Consider the following 19,631-nt stretch of genomic DNA (forward strand, 5'->3'; position numbering starts at 1 on the left):
GAATCCATACTAGTAAATATTGATGTATAATATCTCCTGAATAGAAGATAGATGTATTCCTCCTGGGAAGTAACTCTAACGAGTCATTGATACCCGAAAATTAGCGTATCATTCCATCAGTGAGAGTTCTATGTTTAGCTGGTTGGGTTTCCCTTTGGGAATTACCCGTGTCACAAACAAGGTTATAGAATTACTGATAGAAATGGAATATCTATTCTATCTCACAAAGCAAAGGAGATATTATTTTATGAGTAAATTTTTTTATAGACCAATAGTTGGAATCGATGTATCAGCAGACTTTTCAGTAGTTGCTATACTAGCACCTGACGGTGAAGTTTATAGAAAGCCTTTTAAAATTAAGCACAATAGAAATGGTTTTGATTACCTAGTAGATCAAATAAAAAAAGCGGAAGAAGAGTTTAACATGAAAACGGCAATTTTCATGGAATCTACTGGTGTATACCATCTTACTCTTTTCCACTTTCTTAGGGATACATTTGAAACATGTATCTTAAATCCACTCATTACTAATTGTAACAAGAATGGAGACATAAGAAAAGTGAAAAATGATAAAAAAGATGCATTAACCATTGCTAAAATAGGCAAATTTCAAAATGTTAAATATACTTCTGCATTTGATATTGAAATTTATACCTTAAAAGCTCTCTGTAGAGATTACTATAAGTTTACTGATAGTAAATCTACTTTTAAGAAAAAGCTTTCTACCGACTTAAAAATTATTTTTCCTAGCTATAGCTCTGTTTTTTCAAACATTACTTGCAAAACATCAATAGCAATTTTAAAAGAATATTCAAGTCCTAAAGCTATCTTAAATGCTGATAAAAATGAGTTAATAGATCTTATTCGCAGTCATTCAAGAAAAGGACTAACATATAGTGAAAAAATCTATAAAAAGCTAATTGATGCTGCTGAAGAAGCTATTTACATTGGTCTTAAATCGCCTAGCCTGTTTGTAAAAATCATGAACACAATTTCTGTAATAGAAACTTTAGAAAATCAGCTTAACAATTTATTAAATGAAATTCATTCATTGATGAAAAGCAATAGGATTTCAGAGCAATTTAAGAAAAATGTTCAATTGATTTACTCAATACCAGGTATTGGTGAATTAACTGCCATCACAATAATGAGTGAAATAGGCAATATTAAAGGTTTTGTAAAAGCTAAACATTTAGTTGCTTACTTTGGTATTGACCCATCTGTCAATCAATCTGGTAAGTTTAACAGTAATAAAAATACTATGTCTAAACGTGGTACCAGAATAGGCAGAAGAGCCTTATATGCTGTGGCATTAGCATCCATACGAACCAGTAGAAGCGGTGAACCTATAAACAAAGTTTTACTTACCTACTATAAAGAAAACCTAAATGGTAAAAGCAAAAAGGTTGCTTTAGTGGCAATAATGCATAAACTTGTTAATTACATATTCTCCGTCCTAAGGAACCAAAAAGAGTATGAAATACGTGATCCTAAAATACATATTAAAATGTATCTTAATAATGGTTCTACTACAGCAGCCTAACGGCTAAAAACTTAAAGACTAATCATCTTACAATTAATTCCATTGTTCGTGCTTTTTCAATGGATTATTTGCTATGCAAATTTTTACTCATAAATTATTTTTTTAATTTTTATTGACTTTTACTAGCTGGTCTTATAACTTTTCATCAGATTATTTAAACGTTATCATTAAATATAAAATTTAGTATGATTGCTTAAAATCAAGATAATATTACTTTCATTCATTTAATTTTATGGTTTTATTTATTACAGTTCTTCATCATCTTGCTGCAACAAAGCCTCTTTTAAAGATTTTATTCCTTCACAAGCTGACTGTTTAGCTATATTAACCAGTTCTTCAATACTTGAAAAACTTCTAGCACCATATACCTCTAAAAGCATTGGCAGATTAATTCCTGTTACAATATCCATATTTTCATTTTCTGCTACTATTCTACTGGCTGCATTAAATGGACTTCCCCCAAATAAATCTACCATAAAAAGTGTTCCCTCTTTTGAATCCAATTGTTCTAATTCTTTCTTATACTTTTCTAAAAGATCATCTGGTCCTTCTCCTGGTTCAAAAGTAACCGCTGAAACGTTTTCTTGTTTTCCAAAAATCATTTCTGATGATCTTAATATTTCCTTTGAGAACTTACCATGTGTTCCTATAATTATTGCTGTCATTCCCATTCCCCCCTTTAAGTTTTTTAATATTAAATTGTTTACACTTATTTATATAGCAACTACCATGCCAATTTTGTGTATCAAAAAATATTTTTTACAACTTGGCTATTTTACTGATTTTATACATAATATTTTGTATCAAAAACTCAATAATTGATACACTTATTTCATTTTTGATACTCTATAGATACTTTAATACATTTATTTAATCATTTCTGATATATAATAAATCTCATCTTCACTAAGTTTCACATTTATTGTGCTTTTAAAAATATTACTTGCTCTATTTATGCTTTCAATAACTTTTTTATCTAATATGCTTTTATCATACTTATACACTAATGGATCTCTTATTATAGCTCTTTCCAGTGCACAGCCTACATGTACCATCAATCTGATACTCATAGAATTATTAAATTTTATATTTAAATTTTTTTCCAATACACTTATAAAATCAAATAATACACTTATTATTTTAGATGGATTAAGATAAGTTAAAAATTGATTTAAACTATCTTCACATATTTTTTTTGATACTATATTATGTTGTTTTTCTTCTATAAAAGTAAATTTGTTTTTTATTATATTTGATAATAATTCTTCTCCATTACCCCCAATTAAAGATTCAATAGAAATAAAAGGTACTTGAATTTTAGGATCAATGATACCAACAGAAGCTATAATTTTATATTTTTTTTCTATGGATTTTATATTCTCCTGCAGATTTCTTACACCAACAGGAATAACCTCTATTTCATCACTGGTTATATTCATAATAATATTTTCTATAAGTTCTCTCAGTTTCTCTGCGGTTCCCTCACCAGTGGAACAAATAGTAACTATTGCCTTTAAATTGTTATCTTCACTTCTTATTAATTCTGATCGCCCATAACCTTTAAAATCTTTTATTGAATGATAAACGCTGTCTATATCCATATCTAAAATATTAACTTTTCTAATAGCCTCTAACACTATAGGCGTAGACACCATATCTATAGTTTTTACCTTTATTCCTGTTCTCTCAGATATTACTGTATCAAAATTTGCTAGTGATCCCATGTCTACTAATAATAAAACTCCCTTACCTGTATCAAGCTCTCTTGCTTTTTCTATTATTCTTTCAAGAATTTCCGTAGGATTAACATCCAGCGGCATATCTAGAGCCTCTATACTGCTATTCCCTAAGAGTTGCTTTGCTACATCAACCATGCTGCTAGCAGTACTGCTCCCATGAGCGGCTACAATAATGCCAACATGGCCATTACTCTTCTCTTCTTGAATGGAATTTAATAACAAAGTTAAATATACTACCTCAATTTCCGGAACTATTACATTAAACTTCTTCTCTACCATACCTTTTATATTTAGTGCTATATTAAACTGCTCTCTTTTATCATCAATAATTCCATCCATATTTGTATATTTTAAAGCCCTTTTATTCTTTAATCTATTTAGAAAAGAACTTAAATGTAAACTCAATGCATATAAAAACCTGTCAGATAGTTTTTTATTAATTTCTTTCTCAACCATATGAATTACTTCTTCTGAAAATTTTAATATATCCTCATCTACTATTTTTAAAATCTTATTCCTATCATTTTCATTATTCTTAACTTTATTATAAAAAGATTTAATGTGAATATTGATATCTGTAGTTATAAAATTATTTATATATTCTTTATCTGCTCCACCTTCCTTTAATATAGCAGCTTTATCTTCTATAATTTTATACAGATTAAAGGGTAAATCATAGGAGTCTATATGGCTTAATTCATTATAACCATCTGGTGTTACTACTAACTGTGACTCTAGGTAATTAGATATTTCTTCCATCTCCTTCCTTTTACCGGTTAAATAGAATAATCCATTTTTAATATCTGAAGGAAGACTTTTAAATTGAATTTCAATATACTCCTTATTAGCCATACTATTCAAAAAACCCTTGGCACATATGAGTTGTATATTGGATTTTAACTGACCAACATTGCCATAAGTAGTACTACCTATGAGAGCTTTTACTACTTCCTCTTCAATTTTTATAGCTTTATTCACTCTGTGTGCTTCGTTAGAAAATAAAAATTTTATTAAGTCAACTTTATCTTTTGAAGCTCTTTCTTCAAAACTTGGTATAGTTATAATAATAGGTATTCTTCTTATAAACGTTTTCAATAAAGATGAATTGGGATCTTCAGTAGTGGCTCCAATTATCAGAATACATGATTTTCTATTTCTCTCTGTTTCACCTAACCTGTTAAAATTGCCTGTATCCATAAAGTAAAACAGCATTTCTTGACCTTCTGGAGGTAATCTGTGTATTTCATCTAAAAATAGAATCCCTCCATTTGCCTTTTCAATTATTCCAGCTTTATCTGCATCCGCTCCAGTATATGCACCTTTAACATGACCAAATAAGTGGGATATTAAAAGTTGCGGATTATTATAATAGTCTGCACAGTTAAATACAATAAAAGGTGAATCTTTACCAATTTTCTCTACATGTTTTGCTTGATTATACATCATATTGGCAAATAATGTTTTTCCAACCCCTGTCTGACCTACAATCAAAGTATTTAATCCATTAGGTGGATATAAAATTGCAGCTTTAGCCTGCTCAATTTGATTTTTAAGACTAGTTTTAGCTCCTATAAGTTTATCAAAAGGAGAGCTTTCACTATTTATTGCATTACCTTGTAATAAAATATCATCTATACTATTTATTTCAATAGACTTATTCTCTAATTTCTTATCTAGAATTCTTTCAACACATCTTTTGTCTAGATATAACACAGGTCTAGATTTTATCTTTATTATCTTGTCATTTCTAAGTAATTGATTTAATTCCATACTTACATTATTTCTAAGTATATTAAGTTTTTTAGATATTTCCATTGCACTAAAGCCCGAATTATTTTTTAGTTCTTCTAAAGTGAACTTTTCGGTTTGTTGTATAATGTATTCGTATATTCTATCTATTCTTTTCAATATATAACTCCTCCATTCTTTAATACACTAATACTATTTTGTATCATTATCTACATTATAAACTGTATTACTATATTCTTTCAAATATAATATAACTACTTTTTAAAAATTATATAATTGAAAATATAATATATCTTTTATATTTAACATAATCTATTGTAGTATATATTTATTTCATTGTTTAAACTGTAAATCATAAATAAATACAATAACCCATTGCATAATACTGAAAATAAAGTATAATACTTTTAACGACTATTAATTAATATTATCTATTTATTATTACAATTTGATAATATTAATTACTTTAGGAGGTAATTATGAAAAAATTTAGCTATATTAAAAATAATACAGATTTACTAAGAACAAAGCTTACAAAATTACAATATAAAGTTACACAAGAAAATTTTACAGAAAAAGCCTTTGAAAATGAATACTGGAATTTCTATGAAGATGGATTATATGTAGACGTCTGTAGCGGTGAGCCTCTATTTACTTCAAGAGACAAATTTGATTCAGGATGTGGATGGCCTAGTTTCTCAAAACCTGTAGATATGGAAAATATAAAAGAAAATCTGGATACCTCTCATGGAGTAATAAGAACAGAGGTAAGAAGCAAATACGCAAATTCTCATTTAGGACATGTTTTTAATGATGGTCCTGCCAAAAAAGGTGGATTAAGATATTGTATAAATAGTGCTTCTATAAAATTTATACCTAAGGATAAACTTAAAGAAGAAGGATATGAAGAATATATGTATTTTTTTGATTAATATTCCTTGTGAAAAATACCGTTTCACAAGGAATAAACATTATTAAATTTAGGAATATTCCTATCCATAATTATTAAAAATAAGAACCTAATAGTATAAATGAAAAGCCGGTTTTATAACCTATATAAGTTATAAAACCGCTTTTTCTATATAATAATAATTAATTAATTATTCATTATATATTTTTTAGCACTTAATATAGAAGATGCACTCATTGAGAACTCATCTAAGCCATACTGAGTAAGTGTAGGAATAGCTTTTTCATCTCCAGCCATTTCACCACACATTCCACACCATTTTCCTTCTTTGTGTGCTGCTTCTATTGTCATCTTTATTAATCTAAGTACTGCTGGATGCATTGGATTATAAAGATAAGATACATTTTCATTCATTCTATCTGCTGCCAATGTATATTGAATTAAATCATTAGTTCCAATACTAAAGAAATCTACATATTTAGCAAGTTCATCGGCCATAACAGCAGCTGCTGGTATTTCTACCATTATTCCAGTTTCAAGTTCAGCATTAAATTCTTTTCCCTCAGCTTTAAGTTCTTCCATACACTCTGATAAAACTTCCTTTGCTGCTAAAAATTCTTCTAATGAAGAAATCATTGGGAACATTATCTTTAGGTTACCAAAAGCAGAAGCTCTAAGTAATGCTCTTAACTGTACTTTAAATATATCTTTTCTTCCAAGACATAGTCTTATAGCTCTATATCCAAGGAAAGGATTCATTTCTTCTGGCAATGGTAAATAAGGTAGTTTTTTATCTCCTCCTATATCAAGAGTTCTTATAACTACAGGTCTTCCCTCCATTTTTTCTACAACATATTTATAAGATTCAAATTGTTCTTCTTCTGTTGGTATTGAATCTCTATCCATATACAAGAATTCAGTTCTAAATAATCCTATACCATCTCCTCCATTAGCTAAGACTCCTTCTACATCTTGAGCTTTACCTATATTTCCACAAACCTCTACACGTTTTCCTGCCTTAGTTTTGGTTTCTACATCTATTAATTTTTTAAGCTCTTCTCTTTCTTTCTCAAACTTATCTTTTTTCTCAGTATATATCTTAAGTGTAGATTCATCAGGATTTATTATTACTTCACCTTCGATACCATCTACAATAACTAAATCACCATCTTTAACACTTTCTGTTATATCATTAAGGCCAACTACTGCTGGTATTTCAAGAGTTCTAGCCATTATTGCACTATGAGAAGTTCTTCCTCCTATATTAGTTAAAAAACCAATAACTTTACTTCTATCAAGCTGTGCTGTATCTGACGGTGTCAAATCATGAGCTACTATTACAGTATTTTCATTTAAATCACCATCTCCAGTTATTGTTCCTGCTAAATTTCCTATTATTCTCTTTCCTACATCTTTAACATCTGCTGCTCTTTCTCTCATATATTCATCTTCAATAGCTGCAAAAATTCCCATATACATTTCTACCACTTCTGAAACAGCTTTTTCTGCATTTGTTGATTCTGAAGCTACTTTACCTTCAACAGCTCCAGTAAATTCTGGATCATCTAAAAGCATAATGTGACTTTCAAAAACAGCTGCTTTGTCAGCGCCTAATTCTTTTTCTGCTTTTTCCTTAATCTTTTGTAATTGTGCTCTAGAATTCTCAATAGCAGTACTTAATCTCTTCTTTTCAACATCTATATCATCCACTTTTTTATCAGTAATCTCAATTTCAATGTTAGCCTTTATTACAACATTACCTATTGCATATCCTTTTGAAGCCGCAATTCCTTTTTTCATATTTTTTCCTCCCACTAGATAAATAATTTTATATATTTATAAAGCAAAAATCGTGCCAATTAAAACAAAAATTTATAAGCCTTATAAATAGTAGTTTTCTATATAAAATAAATTTTTATGTACATAATTTATTGATATTTTTTATCAACATATTTCTACATTAATTTTACATTCTTTTAAAATAAACCTCTAGATTTATCATCATATAAGGTGTACAATTGAATTGATAAAAAATATCAAACAATTTATGCTGTTTTGATATTTTTTATCAACAACAAGTAAAGGAGATTATCATGTTTAAAAATTGTATTATTGTGAATTGTAAAAATGGTATTCATACAAGAATAGCTGCTATGATAGTTCATAAATCTTCAGAACTTAAAGATAAATATAATATAAATTTGTATATAAAAAAAATTGATGCTACAGAACCTATGGCAATAAGCATACTTGCTTTAATTTCTCAAAGAATACAAAACGGGGAAATGATTCAAATATCCTGTAAGGAAGACACTAATTTAGGTCAAAAAGCGGTTCTTGAACTATGTGATTTTATAACTGCAGGAATAGATCTTGATGATACTCCTATATCAAATTTAGATGATATAATTGAGCAAAATACTATTGCAAAAGAACAAATACTTGAGAATATCCCTTTAGGAATAATAGTAATAGACACTCATTCATATATTATTTCAATGAATCAATATGCACTTAATCTAATTGAAAAAAAATCCGAAGAAGTACTTGGGAAATCTGTTTCAGATATTATACCAACTTCTGAACTTCCCTTTATTCTTTCTTCTAAGGAAAAACAACTTGGTAAAACTCAACATATAAACAATAAAATTGTTCTTGTAAATCGCTCTCCAATAATTTCAAATGGAGAATTAATAGGTGCTATTGGAGTGTTTCAAGATATTTCGGAAGTACTTGGTATGAAAGAATTAAATGAAAAATTCAAAAAAATATTAGAAGCTTCTCATGATTTAATATGTTTTGTAGATGAACACAGAAAAATAAGTTACGTAAACCCTCCCTATGAAACCATCTTTAACCTAAAATCTTCTGACATACTGGGTAAAGATCTCATAGATATTTCACCAAATGGATATAGAATGAAGGTTTTTAATACAAAAAATCCTATGGAAAATCAATTATACAGTAAAAATGATGTGGATATAATATCTACAGTAGAACCAATATTTATAGACAACTATTTTAAAGGGGTTATTTCTATATCTAAAAGTGTAAATGAAATAAAAGATATGGCCAATAAACTGGAGAAATCTGAAGAAGAATTAAATTATTACAAATCTGAATTAAAAAGACATACTATGCTTAGTGGAAACTTTAATAATATTATTGGTAATTCAAGAGTTCTAAAAGATGCCCTTATTATAGCAGATAAAGCTTCAGCTACTACCTCTACTGTTTTGATAAGAGGTGAAAGTGGTACTGGTAAGGAATTAGTAGCAAAAGCTATACACAATAATAGTTCAAGAAAAGATAAACCTTTTGTTAGAATAAATTGTGCTGCTATACCAGAAAACTTATTTGAAAGTGAACTATTTGGATATGAAAAAGGTGCTTTTACTGGAGCATTAAAAAATAAACCTGGAAAATTCAGCATAGCTAATGATGGAACAATTTTTTTAGACGAAATTGGAGACATGCCCAAGCCTATGCAGGTAAAATTATTAAGAGTAATACAAGAAAAAGAATTTGAAAGTGTTGGAGGATTATTTACACATAAAGTAGATGTAAGAATAATAGCTGCAACTAATAGAAATTTAGAAGAAATGATCAAAACAGGTGATTTTAGAGAGGATCTTTATTATAGATTGAATGTCATCACAATCCCTCTGCCACCTTTAAGAAAAAGAATAGAAGACATAAATTTACTAGTAGAACATTTTATAAAAAAGCTTACTTTAAAATTAAATAAGCCTATGTATTCTATTGACAGTGAAAGTCTACAATATCTTCAAAACTATCATTGGCCAGGAAACATAAGAGAACTTGAAAACATCATAGAAAGAGCCATTAACATGTGTGATAAAAATATTATTACTGCAAAAGATTTACCTATGTATATTACAAATATAACACCTGAAAATATGGGCCTAATTAATTTTAAAGAAAATGATGATTTAATGAAGCTTGAAGATTATGAAAAAGAAATAATAATCTTAGCAATGAAAAAATATAAAAGTTATAATAAAGCTGGAAAGGCTCTCGGAATTACTCACAGAACAGTAGCTTTAAAATGTAAAAAATATAATATAGAGATTTAATACTGAAAATAATATTATTTTCAGTATTAAATCTCTATATAAATTCATTATATTTTCATTCTATAATATTTATTTACCAATTATAAATTCAATGCCTTGTCTTATAAAATCATTAACTACTTCTCTAGGAACATCTCCACTAGTAACAATTGTAGATATTTCTGTAATAGAACACATTACAGAAAGGCATATCTTTTCAAGTTTAGAATTATCTATTACAAGTATCACCTTATTAGCTGAGTTTATCATGGCCTTTTTAGTTTGAGCTTCCGTTATATCCGGTGTAGTTACTCCCTCAGTTAATGACACTCCATTAGCACCAATAAATGCTTTATCCACTCTAAAATCTTTCAACATCCCTTCACATATATGCCCTACCATGGCCCTAGTTCTACATCTTAATTCCCCTCCTGTTAAAATTAACTTTATTCCACTGTTATTAGATAATTCAGCTGCTATATCTATTGAATTTGTTATAACAGTTATATCTTCTGATGTTATATTTTTAGCTAATTCTAAAGTAGTAGTACCAGAATCAAGAATTATAGTATCCCCATTTTTAATCATACTAGCTGCATATTTTGCTATAGATTGTTTTTCTTCATTTCTTTCATCTTTTTTATCCATAAAAGATGGTTCAAAATTTGTAATGTCAATTTTTACTGCACCACCATGAGTTTTCTTCAAAAGCCTTTTACTATCCATTTCTTGAAGATCTCGTCTTATTGTAGCTTCAGAAACATTAAAATGCTCAGAAAGTTCATTTACCTTTACGCTGCCGTTTTCATTTAAGATTAAACTAATTTCTCTCTGTCGTTCTTCTGCAAACATACCTATCACTCTCATCTTGATCAATTTTTATTTATGTTACTTTATGCTTTTATTGTAAACCTTTACTGATCAACTGTCAATATATTTTTTGTTTATTTGTAATTATTTTATAAAATATAATGTATTGTAATCATATTCCTACATATTTAAATTTTTATTTGTTTATACTAATAAAGACAAATCCTATAATCCTTGTTTTATCAAAAAACAAAATAATTTTTTACATACTCTATGTAGATTGTTAGACTAATATTTAATTTACTAATTGCTTAAATTCATAACTATCTCTTACATTATCGAAGTCAGTTTCTTCTTTTGCTACATCCTTTATATTGTTTTGCATGTCTATGGCTATTTTTAGATTTTTTACTGTATTAGTAACATCTCCTCTTCTACCATATATAGAAGCCTTACCATAATAACTCCATACCCTATTTTCTACAGCTAAATCTTTATCATACCAAATTAACGCCTCATCGTAATATCCATATAGCTCAAATGCTAAAGCTTTATTAAAAAGTGCATATCCATAATCCGATTTAATTTCTAATGCCTTATCAATTTCCTTTATTCCTTCCTTATAATTTTCAGAAGTAAGTTTTGAATAACAAATAGCTATACCTTTTATAGTATACGCTCTATAATTATCAGGATCCTGAGTTAGAACTTGATTTTCTTTCTCTATAGCTTCAGCATATTTTTTTGCTTCAAAATCATTATATCCCTGTTCACACAAATCATCTAATTCTTTTCTTTTTGCATCTAATTGTTTTTTATTTTTATCTTCTTTATTTTTACTTTCTTCTCTAACAGAATTTATATTTTTATTAACAATATATTTGTTTTTGTAATTAATTTTCCCATTATAAACTAATATACCAATACCTATTATACAAAATACAATTAATACTATTAATTTAATTTTAAATTTATGATTTTTATACATATTTTCCTCCTTTAATCATTCCACATTGAGTGATTTTAATAGGTTAAAATTTATAATTTTAAATGAATTATTATACACATATTCATTCATTTCTTTAGCACATATTATATCATATATGCTAATTTATTAAATGAATACTTTTACTGAATTTATAATAAATATTTTTAATTTAAATTCATACAAATTATTATAAATATCATCCTTTTTTTAACTTTTATACATGATTTTTTATAGGATATAAAAATTATATAATTTAGTTTCAATTTCTATTGACGTTTTATGTAGAAATATAGGCATTATAGTATATTTTTGTATATAACTATATATTGTAATACTTCTAAAATAATATTACAATATATAGTGTCAAGTAATTTATAAACGTAATAATATATTTTTTTATTAAACTAAAGTAAAAGTATGCTAAATTATAATTAAATATTATTTAATTACAAAAAATATATTATTAGATCTTTTTTATTTAATTAGATAATAAGTATTTATATATATATAGAAAACTTACTTATTACAAATTACCCCTTATTTATAAAAGCACGCTTTTTAGCGTGCTTTTATATAATCTACTTATAACAAATTCATTATTTATTAAATCTACTAGAGTAATATTTATTTACATATGATAAATATATTTTTCTCATTTTTTCTAATATTTCAATATCAGTATGTATTTTATATTTAACACAGTAATCAATTAGATTATTACATATAAAACATCTTCTCTTCTCATACCCAAAATCCTTTCGGCTTATAAGCTTATGATTTGAATTATATACACAGACATCTATACATCCACCCAACATATGTTTATCTTCTATCTCCATACAAACTTTTTTAGCCTCTATCTCATCAATATTTAAAAGAATAATAACAACAGGACCTTCTAAAGTAATTCTAAAAATTTTCAAATAAATTTTATCATTAAAAATATCTGTTATTATATCATCCATGGACTTAATTATATTTACAGTAGTAGTGTTATTACTAGGATGGTTTACTTTAATTGATAAAAGTGTCTTTTTATACTTATCTATCAGTTTTTTCTGAAAAACATATCTTTTCTTTCTATCTAAAAATATTTCACGTTTATCATATTCCATATCTACCGAAGAATTAATTCTTAATATATTCTCCTCTATCTCCCTTCCAACATCCCCATTATAAAACTAATTATTAGACCATTTTTGTATATTTCAAATATTCTTCTTGACCATATTCATATAGATTGTTTCCTAAACTATCGATTACTACAATAGCAGGGAAATTTTCTACTTGAAGCTTCCTTATAGCTTCGGACCCCAAGTCTTCATAAGCTATTATTTCTGATTTTTTTATACATTTAGATATTAAGGCAGCCGCCCCACCTATAGCTCCAAAATAAATAGCTTTATTTTTTACGATAGATTCCACAACCTCTTTTGATCTTAATCCTTTTCCTATCATTCCTTTTAGCCCCATATCCAAAAGCTTTGGAGTATAAGAATCCATTCTATAACTAGTAGTTGGTCCCGCTGACCCAATTATTTTATCCGGTTTTGCAGGTGTTGGACCTACATAATATATAATTTGATTTTTTATTTCTATTGGTAAATCTTTATTCCTATCCAAAAGCTCAATTAATCTTTTATGAGCAGCATCTCTAGCAGTATATATTGTTCCTGAGATCAATACTTTATCTCCTACTTTTAATTTACATATTTCTTCCTCAGTAAATGGAATATTAATACTTATAGCCATCATATCCCTCCTAAATATTAACCTTATTACAATAAATCTAATAACTTATTTTATAATTTACACTTCTATTATAGTTACATTTATACAACTCTGAAATTAATCTAATCATACTGATATTTATTATAAACTTATAAGATTCTACTTATATGCCTAGTTACATGACAACTTATATTTATTGCTACAGGTAACCCTGCAATATGAGTCGGAAATGTTTCTATATTTAGACCTAATGCAGTAGTTTTTCCTCCAAATCCTTGTGGTCCTATACCAATCTCATTTATTTTTTCTAACATTTCTTCTTCAAGTTTTTTATAAAATAAATTTTTATTTCTAACATCTATAGGCCTTAGAAGTGCCTTCTTAGCTAATAGGGCAGCTTTCTCAAAAGTACCACCAATTCCTACCCCAACAACAATTGGTGGACATGGATTAGGTCCTGCCTCTTTTACTGTATCCAATATGAAATTTTTAACACCCTCCAGCCCATCTGAAGGTTTTAACATTTTAATTTTACTCATATTTTCAGAACCAAATCCTTTAGGTGCCACAGTAATTTTTATATTTTCACCTTTTACAAATTCATAATAAATTACAGCAGGTGTATTGTCTTTAGTATTTATTCTTTCAATTGGATCTTTTACTACAGATTTTCTTAAATAACCCTCTTCATATCCTAATCTTACCCCTTTGTTAATAGCATCATCTATTAAATCACCTACAATATGTACATCTTGTCCTATTTCTATAAATACACAAGTCATTCCAGTATCCTGACATATAGGTACCTTATCATCTTTAGCTATATTGCTATTTTTTATTATTATTTCAAGAGTATCTTTAGCTATAGGAAATGTTTCATCAAAGTATGATTTTTCAACTTTATCAAAAATATCTTGTGGAAGATAATAATTAGCCTCCATACAGAGACTTTTCACAACATTGGTTATTTCTTTAGAATCTATTTGTCTCATATGCTTCTACCTTTCATTTTCCTATTCTATATTTATCATATATTCATTACACTATATATAGTAAAGAATTGCAATAACTAATTTAAATTATTAATAATACCATATTATTTATTTATATAATTATACACTTTTATAAAACTTATTTAAATTTAATAATCAATTAAAAAATTAGTTTTATTATACATGTTAATAAATATAATAAACTGCATAATAGTACTTTATACAGTTTATTATATTTAATCTTATGAAGTACATATTGTTTAAATTCTATATATTAAAGTTTATTTCTATTAATAAATTACTAAATTAAATACTTGCTAAAAAACTTTTTCTATTATTATCTATTATTTACTATTATTATAATATACTTTTATGGATTTTAATAATGAATCAGCTATTTTTTGTTGATAATCTTCAGTTTTTAGCTTACTTTCATCTGATGGATTTGATAGAAACCCACATTCTACGATGACAGAAGGTATATCTTTACCACATCTTAAAATTTTATATGAATTTAATGCTGCCTTCTCAATTCTTTTACTATCATCTTTTAAATCACCTCTAAAGTTTTCTTGTATTATATGTGCAAGTTTTTCACTATTTGGATTAGATGAATACCAAACTTGTGATCCATAATATTTACTCTGAGGGAACATGTTAAGATGTATACTTATAAACATATCACAATTACTATCCTCTTTCATCTTGCACCTATTTTCTAAATCTTCATTCTTTTTCTTTCTGATTTTACCAGAATCACTGTATAATCCTTTATCTTCTTCACGGGTCATTACTACCTTGAAGCCCTCTTTTTCTAAATGTTTTTTCAATTTCAAACTTATACTTAAATTAATATTTTTTTCTACAGTGCCATTTTTAGATATAGCTCCTCCATCCATTCCTCCATGCCCAGGATCTATTAATATTATTTTTTTATCATCAACTTTAAATTCTGAATCTTTTTCAATTTCAAGGGCATTAATAGAATCATTCATTAAAAAAAATATGGCTATTAATAATAAAGCTATGTTAAAAAATTGTAATTTCTTTTTCATTATGTTCACCTCTATAAAAAATATATAATTTTTAGTCAAATTTTATTATTTACTATATTAAATACTTTTAATCTGAAATTTTATAGCAATTTTATCCGGACTAATTTAATTTATAACCTTAATATAAAATCTAATTAATAAATATACTTTCATCATTACATCCATAAAACAATAATCTCATAAATATTTTTACCTAATACACATATTTTTATATAAAAAAATAATAAGCATTAAATAGATTAAATTTCTACTTATGCTTATTAAATATAAAAAATTATTTTTGCATTAATTATAACATTTTTATTACTAAAGATATTATACTTGAAATTAAAATACACACAGGTATAGTAATTATCCATGCCCATAATATATTTTTTGCAATTATCCATCTAACAGATGACAACCTATGAGATGCAGCTACGCCCATAATAGATGATGATATAATTTGAGTAGTACTAACCGGAGCATTCATCATTGTAGATGAAAAAATAACGGCTGCTGCACTGGTTTCAGCTGCAAATCCATTTACAGGTGCAAGCTTTGCCATATTCATCCCCATTGTTTTTATTATTTTATACCCACCAATAGAAGTCCCCAATGCCATTGCTAAAGCACAAGATCCCTTTACCCAAGTAGGAATATAAAAATTACTAATTAATCCTCCGCTTACTAATGCCATAGATATAACTCCCATTGATTTTTGAGCATCATTTCCTCCATGGTTTAATGCCATAAGCATTGCTGATGTTATTTGTGCTTTTGCAAAAAAGCTAGAAACAGTTGATGGTTTTATACCTCTAAGTATCCACTGAAGAATAATCATACATAAATATCCAAAAATAAATCCTACTATTGGAGATAAAAATAACGGTATAATAACTCTAATAAGGAAGGTTGTCCAATTGACTACTGAAAAAGATGTTTGATAAACAATAGAAGCTCCTATCAAACTTCCTATTAATGCGTGTGAAGAACTACTTGGAATAGCTATATACCAAGTTAATAAATCCCAAATTATAGCACTACAAATTGCTATAATTATAACACTAGGTGATATCAAGTTAGTATTTACTATACCATCTCCTATAGTTTTTGCCACCTTTTCATTCATAAAAGCCCCTATAAAATTAAGTACCGCTGACATAATTATAGCCCATTTCATACTCAATACTCTAGTAGATACAGAAGTTGCAATTGCATTTGCACTATCATGGAATCCATTTATAAAATCAAAGATTAAGGCTAAAACTACAATAATCACAGATAAATATATTATCGAACTATGCATTCTTCATAGCAACTCCTTCAATAATATTTGCAACCGCCTCACAAGCATCCAAAGTATTTTCTATATACTGATATATTTCTCTCCACTTAATTACATCTAAAACTGGTATATCATCTATAAATAACTCTCTTACTGCATTTCTAAATAAATAATCTCCCTCTTCTTCAATTTTATTTATTTCTATAATGATTTCTGTAAGCTTATCATTATTCTTCATATTTTTAAATTCTTCCATTAACTTTATTATGTAAAAGCAACAACTAACCACAAAATCCACTAACTTTTTTGATTCATCTTTTACTACATCTACGTTAAACATGACAAATCTGCTAGCACTTGCTTCTATAAAATCTACTATATCATCCATTTCTTTAGATATAGAATATATATCTTCTCTATCAAAGGGTGTTATAAACGTTTTATTAAGTTCATTTAATATATTATGTTGCTGATTGTCACTTATTTTTTCCATTTGCTTTATTTCTTTTAATTTTTCATCTGGATCAGAAACGTCTTCTACAAAATTCTTAAATAATAAAGAAGTTTCATAAATAGTACGTGCATTTTCAATAAATAAATCATAAAATTTTTCATCTTTTGGAGATAAACTAAACATACTAACCCTCCTATATTAATATCAATAAATAACAAGCTATTCTAAATAAATTTAAATTCATTCCTCACAAATCCATTACTATCGTCTATAAAATTCATTATAATATCAACTGTTATTGAATAAATATTTCATAACTGAATAATTATATCATACAATTATATAAATTATAAGAGTATGATAATCATACCTAAACTATGTAATATGTAATTTTATTTTAATAAAATAACTTATCTTTTATAGTAATATAAGTAAAAATTCATGAATAACTATTATATATAAATTAGGAAATATACTTAATAAATAATATATAATATATTTATTTTTAACAATAAAAAAAGAGAGGATATTCCTCCCCTTTAAAAGTCCGATTATCTCTTTGAAAATTGTGGAGATCTTCTTGCCTTTTTTAGACCGTATTTCTTTCTTTCTTTCATTCTTGGATCTCTTGTTAAGAAACCTGCCTTTTTAAGTTCTCCTCTTAATGACTCATCAGCTTTTAATAATGCTCTTGATATACCATGTCTAATAGCTCCAGCTTGACCTGTAAAGCCACCACCATTTACATTTACAAGAACATCAAATTTATCCTTTGTATCAGTTAAAACCAATGGTTGATTAACTATAACTCTTAAAGTTTCTAATCCAAAATAATTTTCTATTTCTCTCTTATTTACTATAACTTTACCTTCTCCTGGTACAAGTCTAACTCTTGCAATAGATTTTTTTCTTCTACCTGTTCCAATATATTGTACTTTAGCCATTTTACATCCTCCTTTCAATCACAAATTAATATGTCAATTTTAATATTTCTGGTTTTTGTGCTTCATGGTTATGTTCATTTCCTCTATATACTTTAAGCTTTTTAAGAACTTCTCTTCCTAATACTCCACTTGGAATCATTCTTCTAACAGCTTCCTGAAAAACAAATTCAGGCTTTTTAGCTAATGCTTCTTTATAAGAAATCTCTTTTAATCCACCTGGATATAATGAATGATGTCTTAACATTTTTTGGTCTAATTTTTTACCTGTTAAAACTACCTTTTCAGCATTTATAACAATAACAAAATCTCCAGTATCTACATTAGGTGTAAATATTGGCTTATTTTTACCTCTTAATATTGATGCAATTTGACTTGCTGCTCTACCTAAAGTTAATCCATCAACGTCAACAACATACCATTTTCTTTCAATTTCCTGCGGTTTTGCAATGTATGATTTCATTTTTTTCCCTCCCTGAACTTTACATAAATTACGTTCTATGTCAAAGATCCGGGGCTAGTGGATCTTTTTTAAGCAACGTTATACAAACATATATATTATAATACAATCTGCCAGGTGTGTCAATAATTATATATATTTAATAATATACCTTTTCTAAGCATAAGCCCCCAGGCGGAACACATGGTCCAGCCATATTTCTATTCCTTGACAAAAGTATAGTTTTAATATTTTTAGGACTAATTTTCTCCAAACCGACTTCAATTAAAGTACCTATAATTATCCTAACCATATTATATAAAAATCCATCACCCGTTATAGTAAATATTATGTAGTCATCTCTTTTTATAATTTCTAAATTACTTATTGTTCTTACTGTAGTTTTTGTATTTCCACCGCTACTCTTAAAAGCCGCAAAATCATGAGTTCCAATAAACTCCTTACTTGCTTCTAGTATTAATCCTAGATCTAAATTTTTTCTAAAATGATATACATAATTTCTTCCTATTGCTGGTCTCTGTGGTGTACTTAAAATAGTATAGCTATATGTTTTACCTCTACTATCAAATCTTGAATTAAAACTCAATTGTACTTCTTCTGAATTTAAAATTACAATGTCTTTAGGTAATTTGCCATTTAAAATATTCCTAAATCTATCACAAGGTATTTTACTCTCAGTAAAAAAATTCCCCACAAAACCTTTTGCATGAACCCCGGCATCAGTCCTACTGGATCCTATAATTTTTATATTTTCACCAGTTATATCATTTAGACTTTTTTCAATGACTTGCTCAACAGTTATAACATTTTTTTGTATTTGCCATCCTGAGTAATTAGTTCCATCATATTCAATAATAAGTTTAACATTTTTCATACTTTATACCTTAGATTTTAAATAAATTTTTAATTAACTAAT

The 19,631-nt window shown here is 27.2% G+C and carries 17 protein-coding genes; 3 read left to right on the plus strand and 14 right to left on the minus strand.

Features of this window, described 5'->3' with window-relative positions:
• Nucleotides 1-247: 247 nt before the first annotated feature.
• The gene (locus tag CLPA_RS17625; RefSeq protein ID WP_003440352.1) at nt 248-1,543 is read left to right on the plus strand and encodes an IS110 family RNA-guided transposase; all 1,296 of its coding nucleotides are present in this window, start codon (nt 248-250) and stop codon (nt 1,541-1,543) included.
• 245 nt (nt 1,544-1,788) lie between these two features.
• Here CLPA_RS17625 and CLPA_RS17630 read toward each other — a convergent pair whose 3' ends face one another.
• Complete coding sequence (locus tag CLPA_RS17630; protein WP_003448058.1) at nt 1,789-2,208, minus strand: PTS sugar transporter subunit IIA; 420 nt, start codon at nt 2,206-2,208, stop codon at nt 1,789-1,791.
• A gap of 201 nt (nt 2,209-2,409) precedes the next feature.
• Nucleotides 2,410-5,190 carry a sigma-54-dependent transcriptional regulator gene (locus CLPA_RS17635; protein WP_003448057.1) on the minus strand — a complete coding sequence of 927 codons (2,781 nt, stop codon included), beginning with the start codon at nt 5,188-5,190 and terminating at the stop codon, nt 2,410-2,412.
• A 320-nt stretch (nt 5,191-5,510) separates the two neighbouring features.
• Here CLPA_RS17635 and msrB point away from each other — a divergent pair, with 320 nt between their 5' ends.
• A complete protein-coding gene (gene msrB / locus CLPA_RS17640; RefSeq protein WP_003448056.1) occupies nt 5,511-5,963 on the plus strand; it encodes a peptide-methionine (R)-S-oxide reductase MsrB in 453 nt (150 codons plus the stop codon).
• A 164-nt stretch (nt 5,964-6,127) separates the two neighbouring features.
• Here msrB and ptsP read toward each other — a convergent pair whose 3' ends face one another.
• On the minus strand, nt 6,128-7,741 hold the full coding sequence (ptsP, locus tag CLPA_RS17645; RefSeq protein WP_003448055.1) for a phosphoenolpyruvate--protein phosphotransferase: 1,614 nt from the start codon (nt 7,739-7,741) through the stop codon (nt 6,128-6,130).
• Nucleotides 7,742-8,034: 293 nt separating this feature from the next.
• On the opposite strand from ptsP, the gene CLPA_RS17650 reads away from it, so the two are divergent.
• Entirely contained in the window at nt 8,035-10,038 is a 2,004-nt protein-coding gene (locus tag CLPA_RS17650) for a sigma 54-interacting transcriptional regulator (RefSeq protein WP_003448054.1), read from the plus strand.
• Between the two features lie 69 nt (nt 10,039-10,107).
• Here CLPA_RS17650 and CLPA_RS17655 read toward each other — a convergent pair whose 3' ends face one another.
• The 11 genes from CLPA_RS17655 to truA all read right to left on the minus strand — a co-directional run bounded on the left by CLPA_RS17655 (nt 10,108) and on the right by truA (nt 19,589).
• Nucleotides 10,108-10,869 carry a DeoR/GlpR family DNA-binding transcription regulator gene (locus CLPA_RS17655; protein WP_003448053.1) on the minus strand — a complete coding sequence of 254 codons (762 nt, stop codon included), beginning with the start codon at nt 10,867-10,869 and terminating at the stop codon, nt 10,108-10,110.
• A 253-nt stretch (nt 10,870-11,122) separates the two neighbouring features.
• Complete coding sequence (locus CLPA_RS17660) at nt 11,123-11,815, minus strand: tetratricopeptide repeat protein (protein WP_003448052.1); 693 nt, start codon at nt 11,813-11,815, stop codon at nt 11,123-11,125.
• Nucleotides 11,816-12,411: 596 nt separating this feature from the next.
• Entirely contained in the window at nt 12,412-12,930 is a 519-nt protein-coding gene (locus CLPA_RS17665) for a citrate lyase holo-[acyl-carrier protein] synthase (protein WP_003448051.1), read from the minus strand.
• Nucleotides 12,931-13,003: 73 nt separating this feature from the next.
• Nucleotides 13,004-13,567 carry a Fe-S-containing hydro-lyase gene (locus tag CLPA_RS17670; RefSeq protein WP_003448050.1) on the minus strand — a complete coding sequence of 188 codons (564 nt, stop codon included), beginning with the start codon at nt 13,565-13,567 and terminating at the stop codon, nt 13,004-13,006.
• A gap of 128 nt (nt 13,568-13,695) precedes the next feature.
• Nucleotides 13,696-14,538 carry a fumarate hydratase gene (locus CLPA_RS17675; protein WP_003448049.1) on the minus strand — a complete coding sequence of 281 codons (843 nt, stop codon included), beginning with the start codon at nt 14,536-14,538 and terminating at the stop codon, nt 13,696-13,698.
• A 344-nt stretch (nt 14,539-14,882) separates the two neighbouring features.
• The gene (cwlD, locus tag CLPA_RS17680) at nt 14,883-15,602 is read right to left on the minus strand and encodes an N-acetylmuramoyl-L-alanine amidase CwlD (RefSeq protein ID WP_371877734.1); all 720 of its coding nucleotides are present in this window, start codon (nt 15,600-15,602) and stop codon (nt 14,883-14,885) included.
• 280 nt (nt 15,603-15,882) lie between these two features.
• Complete coding sequence (locus tag CLPA_RS17685; RefSeq protein WP_003448046.1) at nt 15,883-16,881, minus strand: inorganic phosphate transporter; 999 nt, start codon at nt 16,879-16,881, stop codon at nt 15,883-15,885.
• Nucleotides 16,874-17,497: a DUF47 domain-containing protein gene (locus CLPA_RS17690; RefSeq protein ID WP_003448045.1), complete on the minus strand. Its 624-nt coding sequence runs from the start codon at nt 17,495-17,497 to the stop codon at nt 16,874-16,876. Before CLPA_RS17690 ends, CLPA_RS17685 begins: the two co-directional genes overlap by 8 nt.
• A 368-nt stretch (nt 17,498-17,865) precedes the next feature.
• Nucleotides 17,866-18,258 (minus strand): 30S ribosomal protein S9, encoded by a 393-nt coding sequence (rpsI, locus tag CLPA_RS17695; RefSeq protein WP_003448044.1) that lies wholly within the window; start codon nt 18,256-18,258, stop codon nt 17,866-17,868.
• A gap of 25 nt (nt 18,259-18,283) precedes the next feature.
• Complete coding sequence (gene rplM / locus CLPA_RS17700) at nt 18,284-18,718, minus strand: 50S ribosomal protein L13 (RefSeq protein WP_003448042.1); 435 nt, start codon at nt 18,716-18,718, stop codon at nt 18,284-18,286.
• A 136-nt stretch (nt 18,719-18,854) separates the two neighbouring features.
• Entirely contained in the window at nt 18,855-19,589 is a 735-nt protein-coding gene (gene truA / locus CLPA_RS17705) for a tRNA pseudouridine(38-40) synthase TruA (RefSeq protein ID WP_003448041.1), read from the minus strand.
• Nucleotides 19,590-19,631 lie beyond the last annotated feature (42 nt).

Source organism: Clostridium pasteurianum DSM 525 = ATCC 6013 (assembly GCF_000807255.1).
Taxonomy (GTDB): domain Bacteria; phylum Bacillota; class Clostridia; order Clostridiales; family Clostridiaceae; genus Clostridium_I; species Clostridium_I pasteurianum.